Consider the following 15,725-nt stretch of genomic DNA (forward strand, 5'->3'; position numbering starts at 1 on the left):
GCGACATGAGCACCTACATCCTTTCCGACGAGACGCGGGCGAAGCTGTCGAAGATCTCGACCGCATCCGTCGCCAGCGCCTTGTACAAGCGCGGCCTGCGCAACCAGTTCATCCAGGGCGTCAGCCCCGTCCGCTGGAAGGGCCGCAACATGGTCGGCCAGGCCTTCACGCTGCGCTACATCCCGGCGCGCGAAGACCGCAACCCGATGGAAGTCTTCCGCAATCCAGATCACCCACAGCGCGTGGCGATGGAAACCTGTCCGCCCGGCCACGTGCTGGTGATGGACAGCCGCAAGGATCCGCGCGCCGCGTCGGCGGGTTCGATCCTGATCACGCGGCTGGCCAAGCGCGGCTGCGCCGGCGTCGTCACCGATGGCGGATTTCGCGATGCCGAGGGCATCGCCCAGCTCGACATGCCCGCCTACCACCAGCGCCCCAGCGCGCCGACCAACCTGACGCTGCACGAGGCGCTCGACATCAACGTGCCGATCGCCTGCGGCGACGCGGCGGTCTTCCCCGGCGACGTGCTGGTCGGCGATGGCGACGGCGTCATGGTCATTCCCGCCCACCTTGCCGATGAGATCGCCAACGAGTGCACCGGCATGGAGCAGTTCGAGGTGTTCGTGCTCGAACAGGTCGAGGCCGGCGCGCCGATCATCGGCCTCTACCCCCCCACCAGCGAAAAGGCCCAGGCCGACTACGCCCGGTGGCGCCAGGAGAAGGGCCTCTAGGGCCGCCGCGGGCGGTGCGCGTGAAGGCGGCTCGGCATCAAGCGCGGGGCGACAGGCCCGAGAAGAAGTCTTCCCCCGCGAAAAGCTGGGCCATCGCCTCGTCGGAGCGGTCGAGATGGCGGACCAGAAGCTGGACCGACAACTCGGGATCCCGGACAGCGAGCGCCTCGACGATCCCTTGATGCTCGTCGAGCGTTGCATCGGCTCGCCCCATCGCCGGCAGGGCCATGAAGCGCGTGCGGTCGATCTGCGCCTTGGCGCCGTCGATCATCCGCCAGAGCCGGGGAAAGCCGCTCAGATTGCAGATTGCGGCATGAAATCGGTCGTCGAGATCGATCAGTTCCGCGAAATGCTCCCCTTCGGCAGCCCGGCGCTGCTGGCGCAGCAACAACTCGAATTCGTCCAGATTAGCCTGGGTGACATGCTGCGCAGCATGGCGGATGCCCTCGATCTCGAGCGCGCGGCGAATGAGCCGCCCCTCCTCCCAGCGCAGCCGGTCCACCGGCGAGACATAGGTGCCGGCCTGCGGGCGGATCACCACGAGCCCGTCGGAGGCAAGCTGGCGAAATGCCTCGCGCAGCGGCGACCGGGAAATATCGAAGCGCCCCGTCACCAGCGCCTCGGGAATGGGGTCCCCGGGCAACAGACGCCAATGCGCGATCGCCCGCCGCAATAGCCCATAGACCTGCTCGCCGATCGGGCGCGAGCGGTCGATCGCCGCGTCCGCGGGAAACGGATCGTCTCGCCGCAGCCGCTCGGCCGCTCCGGCAGTTTTTCGCTTCGACATTGCGATGGCCATTGACACCCCCAAACTAGGATCCTAGCATCTCACAATAATAAGACCCGCTGAACAACAGCGATTGATCAATATGATCAAAATAATAAGAACAGACTTCCCGGTTGGAAACCAAACGCCAAGGTAACGCCACTACCAAAGCAGCAAGCATAGAGTGCTGTCAGCCTCTTTGATCGCCGGACATTCATGTCCTGCGCCGGGACGGCCTTGTCAGCTAACGCCCTAAATCTGTCTAGACGTTCCATTGCTTGTCACCTCCGAAGATCTGATGGTCTCGGCGGCCCTATCTCGCGCGCACTGACATGGAGGAAAAATGTCAGAGGACTTTTCCGGTCTTGGGATGAATCTCGGGAACCTTTCGCGGCTGTCCAAGGCCAAAACCCGCTCGATCAGCCCGGAGAATTTCACCGGCGAGAAGGGCAAGGGCGGCATGGCGCTGGAGGGCACGGGCGCCAGCTGCGCCCGCGGCCTCGGCAAGAATGGCGACGGACTCGGCTGGAAAGTCTCGCCTTCGGTCGAGATCCAGCCCGGCGAAACCTTTGTCATGGGCGACGTTGAGGGCCCCGGCGCGATCCAGCAGATCTGGTGCGTCGTCTCGAATGTCCGCTGGCGCAACCTGATTCTGCGTATTCATTGGGACGACCAGGAGACGCCCTCGGTCGAATCCCCGCTGGGCGACTTCTTTGCCTGCGGCTGGAATCGCTTCGCGCAGGTTTCCTCCCTCGCCGTCTGCGTCAATCCGGGCCGCGCCTTCAATTGTTACTGGGAGATGCCGTTCCGCAAGCGGGCCAGGATTACCCTGGAAAACCGCGATCCCGTCGAGCCGGTGATCCTCTACTACCAGATCAACTACACGCTGACCGACGTCCCCGCGGACGCCGCCTATTTCCACGCCCAGTTCCGCCGCACTAACCCGCTGCCGTTTGGCGAGGACTACACGATCCTCGATGGCGTCAAGGGTCAGGGCCACTATGTCGGTACCTACATGGCCTGGGGCGTCAACAATGCCGGCTGGTGGGGCGAAGGCGAGATCAAGTTCTTCATGGACGGGGACAAGGAATTCCCGACCATCTGCGGCACGGGAACCGAGGATTACTTCTGCGGCGCCTATAATTTCGACGGCGGCGTCATTGATCCCAACATGACCAGCGCCTATCGCGAGTATTCGACCGCCTATGCCGGCCTGCCGCAGGTGCTCAGGCCCGACGGGACCTACCAGTCGCAGACCCGTTTCGGCATGTATCGCTGGCACATCATGGATCCGATCCGCTTCGATACGGACCTCAAGGTGACGATCCAGGCGATCGGCTGGCGCACCGAAAAGAAGAACCGGCGCTATCTGCCGCTGCAGGATGACATCGCCTCCGTCGCGTTCTGGTACCAGACGATTCCCGCGGCGCCCTTCCCGCCCCTGCCGGACGCGGACTACCTCGAGATCATCTGAGGCGCGGAGGCAGGTCTTTCTGAATGGCGGCGAAGTCTCTTTGCCGCCCTCCCCGGCCCGAAACGGCCGCATCCAGCAAGTCTTTCCGGGGCGCCACACTCCGGAAAGACCAGGCCGTCCGGGCGAAGTCGCCCGAGCGACCTCCTGAGCCCGATGCAACAGGACGGGACTACCGCCCATGAGACTTCTCGGCCAGATCGCAACCCGACTGATCTCCTACATACTGGTGATCGCCTTCGGCTTGACCGTGGTCTTCTTCGTTCCCCGCTTTGCACCCAACGATCCCGTCGAGGCGATGCTGGCCAAGGTCAGTTCGCAGGGCGCCTATATGGACGCCGCCCAGTCCGATGCGCTCCGCGCTTCGCTGACCGACGCCTTCGGGCTGCAGGGATCGCTGCTCACGCAGTATTGGAACTTCGTCAAGCGCATCGTGCTCACCGGCGATTTCGGACCGTCGCTGGCGATGTACCCGACGCCGGTCAGCCAATTGATCGCGCAGGCGCTGCCCTGGACCTTCGGGCTGCTGTTGACCTCAACGCTGATCGCCTGGGTTCTCGGCAATTTCGTCGGGCTCTGGGCAGGATGGCGCCCCAATCGCGCCTCGTCGCGGATCATGGAAGGGCTCGCGATCGTCGTCTATCCGATCCCCTATTACATCCTGGCCCTCGTTCTCTCGATCCTGTTCTCCTATGTCTGGCCGATCTTTCCGCTGACGGCCTCGGTGCATGGCGCACCCTGGAGCTTCGCCTTCATCAAGAGCGTGATCTGGAACTCCATCCTGCCGGCGCTTTCGATCGTGCTGGTGGTGTTCGGCTGGTGGGTGATCAGTTCCAAGGCGCAGACGACGCAGCTCGCCGAGGAAGAATTCGTCCGCTACGCCCGCCTGAAGGGACTTGGCGACGGGCGTATCCTGACGCGCTACGTTCTGCCCAACGCGATCCTGCCGCAGATAACCTTCCTCGCCCTGCAGATCGGCCTGATGTTCAACGGTTCGATCGTCACGGAAATCCTGTTCGAATATCCGGGCCTCGGCCACCTGATCTACATGGCCGTGATCCAGGGCGACTATAATCTTCTGATGGGCACGATCAGCCTGTCGATCATCGCGGTCGCGACCGCCACCATGATCATCGACCTGATCTACCCGCTCCTCGATCCGCGCATCCGGGCGAGGTGATCATGCGCTCCTTCAAGCTCCCCAAGATCGGCTCCTTCCGGCTCGGCCTCGGCCTGTCGCTACTTCTGATCTTCGTCATCCTCGGCCTGATCCTGCCCTGGTTCGCGCCGGTCAATCCGCTGACCTGGTACAAGTCGCCCCGCAACCAGGGTCCGAGCCTGCATCATCTGCTGGGCACCACCAATCTCGGCCAGGACATCTTCTGGCTGCTGACCTGGGCGCTGCAGAATTCGCTGATCCTCGGCCTCACGGTCGCGTTCTTCTCGACGCTGATCGGCGTTTTCGCCGGCCTCGCCGCGGGCTATTCCGGAGGCTGGCTCGACCGGGTGCTATCCTTCTTCATGGATGCGCTGCTCTGCATCCCTAGCCTGCCGATCCTGATCCTGCTCGCCGCCCTGTTCGGCGGCCAGCTGTCGCTGCCGATCGTCGGCGTCGCTCTGGTATTGTTCAACTGGCCCTATCCCGGCCGTCAGGTGCGCGCCGTGGCGCTGACCATGCGCGAGCGGGAGTTCATCAACGTCGCCTGGTTCTCCGGCGAGTCCCGGCTGAAGATCCTCGGCCGGCACATCTTCCCCTATATTGCCGGCTGGTCGGCGGCCAATTTCATCAACACGGTGCTGGTCGGCATCGCCACCGAGACGAGTCTCGCCGTCATCGGTCTGTCGAGCGCGCAGCAGGCGACGATCGGCACGATGATCTACTGGGCGCTCAAATATCAGGCGCTGCTGGCGCAACGCTATCTCTGGGTCGGCGCCCCGGTGCTCGCCATCGTGCTGATGTTCATCTCGCTGTTCCTGATCTCTTCGGGTCTGGCGATCCGTTCCGCGGCCCGGAGGATCGGCTGATGATCGAGCTCAAGAACGTCCGCGCCGGCTACGGCACGCCCGAGGCCTTCGTCGCCGCCGTCGATGACGTGACCCTGACGGTGCAGGACAACGAGATCCTCGGCATCGCAGGGGAATCCGGCTGCGGCAAGTCCACGCTGATGCGCACGCTCTATGGTGACTTTTCCGGCGGCCTGAAGATGGCCGGCGGCACGGTCAAGGGCAGCTTCACCGATCCGGAGAGCGGCCGCGTCACCACCAGCGAGGCCGCCAAGTTCCAGGACCTCTGGTGGGACGTGATGTCCTACGTGCCGCAGGGCTCGATGAGCGTGCTGAACCCGATCATGAAGGTCGAGAACCAGATCGTCGACGCGCTGCCGAAACGCGAGAAGAAGGGCAGCAAGGCCGAGCTGCGCCAGCGCATCGTCGAGTTTCTCGCCGGCTTCGGCCTGCCGGAAACGGTGCTCGACAGCTATCCGCACCAGCTTTCCGGCGGCATGCGCCAGCGCGTGCTGGTGGCGATCGCCGCCTTCGTCCGGCCGCGCCTGATCCTCGCGGACGAGCCGACCACCGCGCTCGACGTCGTCGTGCAGAAGCGCATCCTGCTGATGCTGGTCGAGATCCAGCGACGGCTGAAGAACACGCTTGTGCTCGTCTCGCACGATCTCGGCGTCCACTACCAGATCACCGACCGCATCGCGATCGCCTATGCCGGAAAGATCGTCGAGGTCGGGCCGACGTCGGAGGTGTTCGAGAATCCGCGCCATCCCTACACCGAGGCCCTGATCGGCGCGCTGCCACGCGTCGGCCAGAAGGGCGAGCGCGTTGGCCTTGAGGGCCGGCCGCCCAGCCTGGCCTCGCCGCCGGACGGATGCCGTTTCGCGGCGCGTTGTCCCGAGGCGCAGGCGATCTGCCGCCAAAGCTCGCCGCCTCTGGTCGATAAGGCGCCGAACCACGCCTCCGCCTGTCATTTCCGCTGAAGGGAACGCGCATGACCCCCACGCCCGTCCCGCACGACAAGCCGGTCCTCGAGATCGACGCGCTGCGCAAGGTCTACCGCGCCGGCGGCCTGTTCAGCGGCAAGCAGCTGGCCGCCGTCGATGGCGTCTCGCTAACCCTTTCGTCGCAGCCCCAGGTCTTTTCCATCGTCGGCGAATCCGGTTCCGGCAAGACGACGCTGGCCCGCATGATCCTGCGTCTGGTCGAGCCGACCAGCGGCGAGATCCGTCTTGGCGGCCGGCCTCTCACCGGCAAGCACAAGGATCGGATCGACGATTTCGAGTTCCGGCGCCTTGTGCAGCCGATCTTCCAGAACCCGTTCGAAGCCTTCAGCGCCTACCTGCCGCTCGACAGCTACCTGATCAACACGGCCAGGAACCTGAAGGTGGCGGAGAAGACCACGGACGGCGCCGATGTCGTGGAGGATGCCTTGCGCTCGGTGGGGCTCTCCTTCGACCGGGTGCGCGGCAAATATATCCGCCAGTTTTCCGGCGGCGAGTTGCAGCGCATCTCGATCGCGCGGGCGCTGATCCCCAACCCGCGCCTGATCGTCGCCGACGAGCCGGTTTCGATGGTCGATGCGTCGCTTCGGATGAACATCGTCAACCTGTTCAAGACGATCAAGGAGGAGAAAGGCGTCTCCTTCGTCTACATCACGCACGATCTTTCGACGGCTTATTATCTGTCGGATCACGTCGTGATCATGAACACGGGTCGGATTGTCGATGCCGGCGTGCCGCAGGACATCCTGGCCAATCCGCGCGAGGCCTATACCCGCGAGCTGATGGGCGCCATTCCGCGTCTTGGCGAGCGCTGGGCCGAGATCGAGCAGATCAAGGCCGATGCACGCGAACGCGACGCCGAACCGCGCCGCGCGCGGGCCTGAGGAGAACCAACCTACCGACGCCGGATCCGACAGCTGCCAAGGGGCCGACCGCCAGAAACAGAGAGCCTCACTGTCGAACCCGCCGTCCGACTGCCGGACTGCACCATACCATCGAGGAGGAACGCATGACCGAGACTTCCAGGACTCCACGCCGCCGGGGCATCGCCGTCCTCGGCGCCGCCCTGTTCATGGCCAGCACCATGCTGACCGTGGCGCCCGCCTTTGCCCAGGACATGACCGACGTCGGCACGCCGCGCGACCAGACGCTGATCGTCGACATGCTGAACGCCCGCGTCGCCAACCCGGGAACGATGAACCCCTACCAGCAGGGCGTCACGATCAACCAGGGCATGCATCAGATGGCCTCGGCCCTGATGTGGGATATCGACACCGCCTCGGGCAAGCAGATCCCCGATCTCGCCGCCGCGATGCCGGAGGCGCTGAACAAGGATTACACCAAATTCCGCGTCAAGCTGCGCGAGGGCCTGACGTGGAGCGACGGAAAGCCGTTCTCGGCCGATGACGTCGTCTTCACCGCCGACATGATCGCCAAGACCCCGGCGATCGCCTACAGCGCGGCCTTCAACGCCGCGATCAAGAAGTTCACGAAGGTCGACGACAACACGATCGAGATCGAGACGACCAAGCCGACGCCTCGCCTGTCGCTGGTTCTCGGCTCGCTGATCTATGGCAACCCGTTCCACGTCGTACCCAAGCACATCTGGGAAAAGGAAGACCCGGCCACCTTCACCAATTTCCCGCCGGTCACGATCAGCGCCTACAAGTACAAGAGCTCCGACCCGAACGGCTCGTGGTTCCTGTGGGAGAAGCGCGAGGACTGGAAGAACTCGGATGTCGGCCAGATCGTCGGCGAGCCGAAGGCGCAATATGTCCTGTTCCGCTCCTATGGCACCGAGGAAAAGCGCGTCCTCGCCATGGCGCAGAACCAGATGGACATCCTGACGGACATTTCGCCGGAAAGCCTCGATATCCTGCAGAAGCAGAATCCGAAGGTGAAGGCGTGGTTCAAGGGCTTCCCCTATGCCAACCTCGACGATCCGTGCGAGCGCGGCATCCACTTCAACACGTCGAAGCCGCCCTATGACAAGGCGGAGACCCGCTGGGCGCTGGCGCTTGCCATGAACCTGCAGCAGGCCTCGATCGCCACCTTCTCCGGCATGCTGCGCGCCTCGCCGCTGGCCCTGCCGCCGACCAAGGTGCTGATGGACACCTATCACAAGCCGATGGTGCCCTGGCTGAAGGAGTTCGCGCTCGCCGACGGCTACAAGCCCTTCGACGCCGACTATGCCGTCCGGCTTGGCGAGCAGCTGCGCTCGGAAAGCGTCGAGGCGATCCCGACCGATCCGGACCAGCTCCGCGACCTGCTCGGCGTCGGCTGGTGGAAGTTCGATCCCGAACAGGCGACCAAGATGCTGGAAGCCCAAGGCTTCAAGAAGGAAGGCGACAAGTGGCTGATGCCGGACGGCAAGCCCTGGACGATCAACATCCTGGCTCCGGCCGATTTCGAGGTGCAATCGCAGCGCCTTGCCTTCGCCGCCGCCAATGAGTGGGTCGCCTTCGGCATCGACGCCAAGGTGCAGCAGATGCAGGACGGCCCGTTCTTCACGGCCGAGAACACCGGCAATTATGAAGTCGGCTCCTATTGGGGCGCCTCGTGCGGCATCGTGCCGGATCCGTTCGTCCGTCTCGAAGGCTGGCACAAGGATTATGTCCGCCCGAACGGCACGGCGGCCTCTTCCAACCAGGGCCGCTATGTCGACGATGCGCTCAGCGCCAAGATCGACACGCTGCGCTCGATCCCGGCCGACGATCCGCAGATCGTGCCGCTCGGCACCGAGATGCTGAAGGATCTGGTCAAGGGCCTGCCCTCGATCGAGATGTTCGGCACCTCGAAGTTCGTCCCGGTGAACGAGACCTACTGGAAGAACTACCCGAGCGCCGAGAACTACTATGAGGGCCCGTGGTGGTGGTGGTCGAACTTCAAGTTCATCGCCGCGAAGATCGAGCCGAACAAGGGCTGATCCCGGCGACTTCATCGAACCGGACCCGGGGGCGCGAGCCCCCGGACCTTTTTTCAACCTGACTGGAAGATCTCTCCCGCCCCGATGCGATGAGACGCTATGCGTCTTGCTTCAGCCTGAAGTCCGCATTGGCCTGCATGAGTTCCCTTGCGATGCGCGTGATGTCAGCGACGATCGCCGGATCCGAGGCGGTCTCGAAGAACGGGCCGATCGGACCGGTATCGGCGATGCCCGCCAGGCGGATCGCGTCATGCACGACGGGGATCGCCGAATAGGCGCCGCGCGCGGCGTCGAAATCCACGAAGACCTGGCTGAGGCTGTCGATCGCGGCGCGGTCTCCCCGTTTGACGGCTTCCAGCAAAGCCTGGGAGATGTGCGGCGCCAACAGGCCCGTGCCGGAGGTGTAGCCCTGGATGCCGTATTTCGAGCTTTCGACGATGGTCAGTTCGCCCGCGCCGTCGATCAGGCGGTCGGCCGAGCCGACCAGGTCGAGCAGCGCGGTCAGATGCGGCGACTGGCCGGTTTCATCCGGGACGATGCCATACTCGACCCCGCAAAGCGCACCATCCTTCAGCAGCGCCGCGACGTCCTGCGGCGTCAGATAATCGAGCGCCTTGAAGAACACCATCAGCGGCTTGCCGTACGCGTCGGCCAGCTTGCGGATGCCGGTCGCCACGCCCTGCGGCTGCACCAGCCAGAACGGCAGCAGGATCGCGGTCGGGAAATCGCGCTCGCGCAGCATAGCGACCTGGTCGATCGCCTTGCCATAGTCGCCGCCGATCGCCGGCACCATCCATGCGTCTTCGGACGGCGCCACGGCCTCGATCAGGTCGAGCACCGCGCCATATTCGCTGAGCCTCGCATGGAACAGGTTGGCGATGCCGCCATACATGAACGAGCGGACCCCGGCGGAGGCGAGCCAATCGACGATCTTGCGGCTTTCACCGAGGTTAATGCCGCCATCCGAATTCCGGGCGATGGGCGGCAACGCGATGATGGAGGCAACGAGGTCTTCGGGCGTGACGGGGGTGGTCTTCATGGCAGGCTCCGGGGAACGATCGGGGGAGGAAGGTCAGGCGCGAAGGACGGCTGGCCGGGGGTGGAAGCGGGAGGGCGTCGGCCACGAGCAAGGCGAGCGCCATCGCGCCGCGATTGGCGGCGACGGTCTTTGCCGGGGGCGAAGGGGGCCGGGCTAGTTGGCGTAGGCTTTGAGGACGATGCGTTCGACCAGCCCGATCAACGCATAGAGAAGAATGGAAAAGGCGGTCGTCAGCGCGACGCGCGCCCAGAGCCCCTCGTAATCCGAGACGGCGGCCGTGGTGACGATCCCATAGCCGAGCCCCTTGCCCGTCGCGAGCCAGGCCGCCAGCAAGGCGCCCGTGATGGCGAGCGGCGCAGCGGTGCGCAGCGAGGTGAACAGCGCGGGCAACGCGCTTGGAATCTGCACCGTCATCAGCGTCTTGAAGCGCGAGGCGCCAAAGACCTTCATCAGGTCGCGCGAGCGGGCCGGCGTCTGCGCCAGCGCCAGCGTCATGTTCACCAGAGTCGGAAAAAAGGTGACGATCGCGCCGATCATGACGACGGCCAGCATGTTGCGGCCGAACACCAAGGTCACCAGCGGCGCCATCGCGACGAGCGGTATCGAGCGCAGCGCGATCGCCACGCCCATGAAGGCGCGCTCGACCCCGCCCCAGAGATTGAAAGCGACCGCGACCAGGACGGCGGCCACGGTGCCGACGACAAGCCCGGCCGCGCTGTCGCGGATCGTGACGACCGCCTCCCGCATCAACTGCGCGCGGTTCTGCGCGCCCATCAGCGGGTCGACGAGATAGTTCCAGACCTCCAGCGGGCCCTTGCCGAAGAAGGGCGGCACGGAAAAGCCGCGCAATATCGCCCACCAGACGAAAAGCACGAGGCCGAGCGAACCGACCGCCGAGGCGATCGCCATCGCCCAGCCGCCCTGGCCGCCGGCCTTCGCATGCAGGCCGCCAATGTCGGTGGAGACTTCCCGCGCCCAGGGCGTCATCAGGCGGGCGACCAGGCTGGTCGCCGCATAGGCGATTGCCGCGAGCACGCTGGCGACAACCGCGATCGCCCAGGTCCGGGGAATCTCCATTGCCTGCTGCGAATTGACCAGCATCAGACCGAGCCCGGTTTCCGTGCCGCCCATATATTCGCCGACGATCGCGCCGAGGATGGCCGCCGGGGCCGCAATGCGCAGCGCGGCGAAAAGGTGCGGCAGGGCCGAGATTAGCCGGACCTTGAACAGCTTGTGCCAGGTGCCGCCGCCAAAGCCGTGCACCAGGTCCAGCATGGTGCGGTCGACATGGCGAAGGCCCGTCACCGTGCCGATCAGCGTGGTGAAGAACACCGATAGCGCCGCCAGCACCACCTTGGGCGTATCGCCGGAAAACAGGATCATCATCAGCGGCCCGATCGCGACGATCGGCAGGCAATAGGAGACGATGCCGAGCTGCAGGATCGGCCGTTCCAGAAACGGAATGGCGACGGCGACGAGAGCCAGCAGGATCGCGAGACTGTTGCCCCACAGCCAGCCGCGAAACGCCGCCGAAACCGTGTAGGAGGCCGCATCCGCATAGAAGGCGAAGCCGTCGGAATGCATCTGCCGCGCGATCTGGAGCGGAGACGGAATCGTGCCATTGCCCGAGGAGATAAAGAGCACCGCCAGCTGCCAGAGCAGCACGAGGGCCGCAAGGCCTGCGGTCGCATACAGAATTCCGGCCCAGTTCAACGCGCGCAGCCGGTCGAGGGGCTGAACCAGAGTCGCCGCGGTCATAGGGCCGGTTCCATGTCGTCGGCCTTAGCGCCGAACAGCAACTCGCTGAAAACGTCGCAAAGCCGGTGGAATTCTGGCGTGCGCATCATCTCCGGCGTGCGCGGGCGCGGCAGGTCGATCGCCAGCGTCTCGACGATGCGTCCGGGGCGCGCGGTCATGACCGCCACCGTATCGGACAGGAAAACGGCCTCCGAAATCGAATGCGTCACCAGCACGGTGGTCGTGCGGCGCTCCATCCAGATCCGCTGCAGGCCGAGATTGAGCCGCTGGCGCATCATGTCGTCGAGCGCGCCAAACGGCTCGTCCAGCAGCAGCGCCTTCGGCTGGTTGACCAGCGCGCGGGCAATGGCGACGCGCTGGCGCATGCCGCCGGAAAGCTGCGCCGGCCGCGCCTTCTCGAAGCCCTGGAGGCCGACCAGCGCGATCAGGTCGCGGACCGCTGCGTCCTGCCCCGTCATGCCGCTGATCTCCAGCGGCAGGCGGATATTGTCCTCGACCGAACGCCAGGCGAGCAGCGAGGCATCCTGGAACGCGATGCCGATCTCGTGGTTGGCGCGCGATACACCGGGCGACTTGCCATGAATCAGCGCGCTGCCATTGGTGGGCACTTCGAGATCCGCCAGGATCCGCAGGATCGTCGACTTGCCGCAGCCCGACGGCCCGAGCAGGGACACGAAGGACCCGGCCGGAGTGCGCAGATCCGCGTCATGCAGGGCCGTCACCATGCGCCCCTGCAGCGAAAAGCTCTTGGAGAGCCCATAGAGCACGATGCCGCTGGCATCCCCGTTTGGACGCGTCGACGGGTTCGCCCTCGGCTTCATCTCGAACGTCACGTTGGACTGCTCCATCGGATGGATCCCGTTTCGGCCTGCGGGTGGCGCGGCGCAGGATGCAGGCCGCGCCATGCCAGAATCAGGCCGGCGTCTTGGCGCGGAGCGCGTTCAAATAGTCGAGATATTTGGTATCGACCCCCTCGAGCATGTTTTCGAGATCGCCGCCGCCGGCGCTCGTCCAGTGCTCGGGGCCACGGCCGAGCTCGACACCGCGGCGGGTGTGATAATCGACCATGAAATCCTGGATCTCGAACTGGCGCTCGCCGCGCGACGTCACTTCGATCGCCCACTGCGCCAGTTGCGGCGCGGTGCGGTCCTTCTTGTTGGTGACGATGATCCGAACCGCCTGAACGGCATAGATCCAGCGCTCGGTGCGATCGGAATAGCGCTGCCGCTGGGCGTTGAGCGCCTCGATGATCGCGGGCGCCGTCACCAGGCCAAAGCCGACTTCTTCCGTGGCGATGATCTCGATCCGCCGCCAGAGCAGCTCTTCCGTCTCGAGGCCGCTTTGATGCAGTTCGAACGCGGCCAGGATCGCTTCCTCGAGCCAGCCGCGACGGACCGACTTCTGGAAGACGGACCGGACTTCATCGACCGGATAGCCGTTGATCGTCTTGGTGCGGGACCAGACATCCGCGCTCTGGTAATTCTGGGTCATGCTGGATTTCCTGTCGAACGAAAGCCGTCGGTCCCGGACATGGAAGCCTGGGACGTCGGGAATGCAGAAGGCGGCTCCGCTGCTGCGATGGCCTGGGTCGCCGGGCGGCCCGGCAGGCGCGTGAGCCGCCCGGCGAAACCGTCTCAGAGCGTGGTCTTGCCCTGGAAGGCCTCTTCGAGGATCTCGTTGGTGAAGAGGTCCTTCTTGGCGACGATGCCGGCCGTTGCCAGCGTGGCGATGGTCTCGTCGACCGACTTGTCGGTCATCCAGAACAGGCCGTGCTTCTGCGTGTCGGCGGTGACCATCAGCTCGTTGGTCGCGGCGGCGGATTTCTCCTGCGCCGCCTTGTCGAGGCCGTTGCCCTTGCCATAGACATCGACGGTCAGCTGGGCCGACAGCGCCGGATTCTTGACCGCTTCCTGCCAGCCGCGGATCGCGCCGCGCATGAAGGCCACGACCTGGGCGCGCTTCTCCTTGTCCTTCAGCGTCGCCTCGGTGACGAGGTAGTTGCAGTTGAACATCGGGTAGCCGTAGTCCGCCATCAGCAGGTAGCTGACGTCCTGGCCCTTCTGGCGCAGCTGGACGACATCGTCGTTGGAAAAGCCGAAGAAGGCATCGAGTTCCCCGGAGACCAGCGGCGTGAAATCATGCTGGGCGGGAACGGTGTTGACGCTGGCGGGATCGATGCCGTTGATCTTCAGGAAGGCGTTCCAGACGACCTGATTGTTGGCCTGGATACCGACCGTCTTGCCCACCAGATCCTTGGGCGCCTTGAGCCCGGTTTTGGTCAGCGAGATGATCGAGGACGGCGACTTCTGGTAATTGGTGCCGATGATCTTGAGCGGCGCGCCCTTGGCGACCGCATTGGCCGTGTTGTCGGTGCTGTTCTGCCCGATCAGCGCCTTGCCGGAGATGACGATCGGCTCCGCCGAGACGCTCGGACCGCCCGCCAGCAGATCGACCGCGATCCCCTCCTGCTCGAAATACTTGTTCGCATCGGCGATGTACTCGCCGGCGAACTGGAAGTTTTTCACCCAGCCAAGCTGGTAGGCCATCTTTCCAAGCTTCGGCGTGTCGGCCAGGGCGCGGGAGGTAACCAGGGCCGGAGCCGCGAGGGCGGCGGCGCTAACCTTGATGAAGGTCCGTCTATCCATATCGATGGGCTCCGAAAGATACTCTGGGTGTGACGAAGGCGTATTCCAGGCTCGAGAGCGGGAGATCCGTCGCCGGGGAACGGCCATTTCCGATCCGGCTATGAACATCGCGTTACATGAAGACTGTCACGACGTTATAATTTGTACAATCAGGCCGAGTGCTGAAATGGTAGCCATGCCGCCGGTCGAAAACACCAGCGAAAACAAGGTGCCGCGCTGTGTTGCCTAGCAAGATGAGGATGGACTGATCATTCCCGCGTCAGTCCGCCCGCACAGTGGCACGCGCCGACGCCACACGAAGGCGACCGGACCGTACGGCGTAGGCAGCCGCGCACGCACGGCCAGAGGCCGGCCACGGCATGCGGCATTCGTTCGATGGCAGAGGAAGAGGCTTGCGGCTCGCGGGATCCGCCGGCGGACCTACGGACCGGGGCGTTCGAGCCAGGGCAGTTCGAGCGCCGTATACTGCTCGGCAAGCTCGACGGCCCGCTTGGTGCGGTGGGCAACGGCGGCGACCAGCGCCTCGATCAGCGTGATCGCGCTGGCGTTCGACATCGAGCCGAACTGGCGCTCGGCGCGGCAGAACAGGTTGATGTCGGCGAGCGGCGCCAGCGGCGAATGATGGCTGTCCGTGATGGCAAGCACCTTGGTGCCGCGGGCGCGGGCGAGGCTTGCGAGCTGGATCACGTCCTTGATGTAGTTTGGAAAGGCGATGGCGATCGCGAGATCGTTTCGGTCGAGCTCGGTGAACTGTCGCGCGACGCCGATGGCGCCGCCATAATTGGCGATCGAGGTCACGTTGCGGCGCAGGCGCTGCAGCTCGTTGCTCAGGATCGCCGCGCAGCTGGCACCATTGTCGAGGCCGAAGACGATGATGTTCCGGGCCGCCAGCACCGCGTCGACCGCCTGGTTGGCGCGCTCGTCGCTGAGCGCGTCCATCGTGTTCTGCACATTCGCGATATCCTCGTTCATCGAGGCCTTGAACACGTCGAGGCTGGTCGAGCTGCGCGATACCTGAACCTGCAGCCGCTTGACCGGATCAAAGGCCGGCTCGAAGCTCCGGATCAGCTCGGTGCGGAATTCGGCATAGCCGGAATAGCCGATCGCCCGCGCGAACCGATTGGCCGAGGCGACGGAAACGTCGAGATCCTTCACCGCCTCATGGATGCTGATCCGCGCGACCTTCACCGGTTCCGCGAGCACGAAATCGGCGAATTTCTGCAGGGCCCCCGTCATATGCGGGTATTTGGAATGGATCCGCTCCGCGATCGAAATCAAGTTGGCTCCATCGCCACCCCGGCGCCGTCCCCTGGGAGGCGACCCTTGTGGATTCAGTGCGGGAGAAGAAGCGCCCCCGACCCGTTCTTCCGTAACCGCTACCCAC

At 64.7% G+C, this 15,725-nt stretch carries 14 protein-coding genes; 7 read left to right on the top strand and 7 right to left on the bottom strand.

Translation table 11 applies throughout. The features are described from left to right. Positions 1-5: 5 nt before the first annotated feature. Positions 6-731, top strand: a complete 726-nt coding sequence (locus ABIE08_RS21645) for a ribonuclease activity regulator RraA (protein WP_354553973.1) — start codon at positions 6-8, stop codon at positions 729-731. 37 nt (positions 732-768) lie between these two features. Here ABIE08_RS21645 and ABIE08_RS21650 read toward each other — a convergent pair whose 3' ends face one another. Further along, the gene (locus ABIE08_RS21650; RefSeq protein ID WP_354553974.1) at positions 769-1,530 is read right to left on the bottom strand and encodes a GntR family transcriptional regulator; all 762 of its coding nucleotides are present in this window, start codon (positions 1,528-1,530) and stop codon (positions 769-771) included. A 337-nt stretch (positions 1,531-1,867) separates the two neighbouring features. Between ABIE08_RS21650 and ABIE08_RS21655 the strand changes: the two genes are divergently transcribed. The 6 genes from ABIE08_RS21655 to ABIE08_RS21680 all read left to right on the top strand — a co-directional run bounded on the left by ABIE08_RS21655 (position 1,868) and on the right by ABIE08_RS21680 (position 8,899). Then, a complete protein-coding gene (locus ABIE08_RS21655; protein ID WP_354553976.1) occupies positions 1,868-2,971 on the top strand; it encodes a glycoside hydrolase family 172 protein in 1,104 nt (367 codons plus the stop codon). Between the two features lie 178 nt (positions 2,972-3,149). After that, positions 3,150-4,148, top strand: coding sequence for an ABC transporter permease (locus ABIE08_RS21660; protein WP_354553977.1), 999 nt, complete (start codon positions 3,150-3,152; stop codon positions 4,146-4,148). Between the two features lie 2 nt (positions 4,149-4,150). Beyond that, positions 4,151-4,993 carry an ABC transporter permease gene (locus ABIE08_RS21665; RefSeq protein ID WP_354553979.1) on the top strand — a complete coding sequence of 281 codons (843 nt, stop codon included), beginning with the start codon at positions 4,151-4,153 and terminating at the stop codon, positions 4,991-4,993. Beyond that, complete coding sequence (locus ABIE08_RS21670) at positions 4,993-5,952, top strand: ABC transporter ATP-binding protein (RefSeq protein WP_354553980.1); 960 nt, start codon at positions 4,993-4,995, stop codon at positions 5,950-5,952. The genes ABIE08_RS21665 and ABIE08_RS21670 overlap by 1 nt, the downstream gene beginning before the upstream one ends. Before the next feature lie 11 nt (positions 5,953-5,963). Beyond that, complete coding sequence (locus tag ABIE08_RS21675; protein ID WP_354553982.1) at positions 5,964-6,857, top strand: ABC transporter ATP-binding protein; 894 nt, start codon at positions 5,964-5,966, stop codon at positions 6,855-6,857. A 125-nt stretch (positions 6,858-6,982) separates the two neighbouring features. Continuing rightward, the gene (locus tag ABIE08_RS21680) at positions 6,983-8,899 is read left to right on the top strand and encodes an ABC transporter substrate-binding protein (RefSeq protein ID WP_354553983.1); all 1,917 of its coding nucleotides are present in this window, start codon (positions 6,983-6,985) and stop codon (positions 8,897-8,899) included. Between the two features lie 97 nt (positions 8,900-8,996). Here the strand turns inward: ABIE08_RS21680 and ABIE08_RS21685 are convergent, their stop codons facing one another. The 6 genes from ABIE08_RS21685 to ABIE08_RS21710 all read right to left on the bottom strand — a co-directional run bounded on the left by ABIE08_RS21685 (position 8,997) and on the right by ABIE08_RS21710 (position 15,619). After that, on the bottom strand, positions 8,997-9,938 hold the full coding sequence (locus ABIE08_RS21685) for a dihydrodipicolinate synthase family protein (RefSeq protein ID WP_354553984.1): 942 nt from the start codon (positions 9,936-9,938) through the stop codon (positions 8,997-8,999). Positions 9,939-10,091: 153 nt separating this feature from the next. Next, complete coding sequence (locus ABIE08_RS21690) at positions 10,092-11,696, bottom strand: ABC transporter permease (RefSeq protein WP_354553986.1); 1,605 nt, start codon at positions 11,694-11,696, stop codon at positions 10,092-10,094. Beyond that, positions 11,693-12,544, bottom strand: coding sequence for an ABC transporter ATP-binding protein (locus ABIE08_RS21695; RefSeq protein WP_354553987.1), 852 nt, complete (start codon positions 12,542-12,544; stop codon positions 11,693-11,695). Before ABIE08_RS21695 ends, ABIE08_RS21690 begins: the two co-directional genes overlap by 4 nt. 64 nt (positions 12,545-12,608) lie before the next feature. After that, positions 12,609-13,187, bottom strand: coding sequence for a hypothetical protein (locus tag ABIE08_RS21700; protein WP_354553988.1), 579 nt, complete (start codon positions 13,185-13,187; stop codon positions 12,609-12,611). Positions 13,188-13,330: 143 nt separating this feature from the next. Further along, positions 13,331-14,341, bottom strand: coding sequence for an ABC transporter substrate-binding protein (locus tag ABIE08_RS21705; RefSeq protein ID WP_354553990.1), 1,011 nt, complete (start codon positions 14,339-14,341; stop codon positions 13,331-13,333). Positions 14,342-14,761: 420 nt separating this feature from the next. Next, a complete protein-coding gene (locus ABIE08_RS21710; protein WP_354553991.1) occupies positions 14,762-15,619 on the bottom strand; it encodes a MurR/RpiR family transcriptional regulator in 858 nt (285 codons plus the stop codon). Between the last annotated feature and the right edge of the window lie 106 nt (positions 15,620-15,725).

Origin of the sequence: Kaistia defluvii (assembly GCF_040548815.1) — a bacterium.
GTDB lineage: Bacteria > Pseudomonadota > Alphaproteobacteria > Rhizobiales > Kaistiaceae > Kaistia > Kaistia defluvii_A.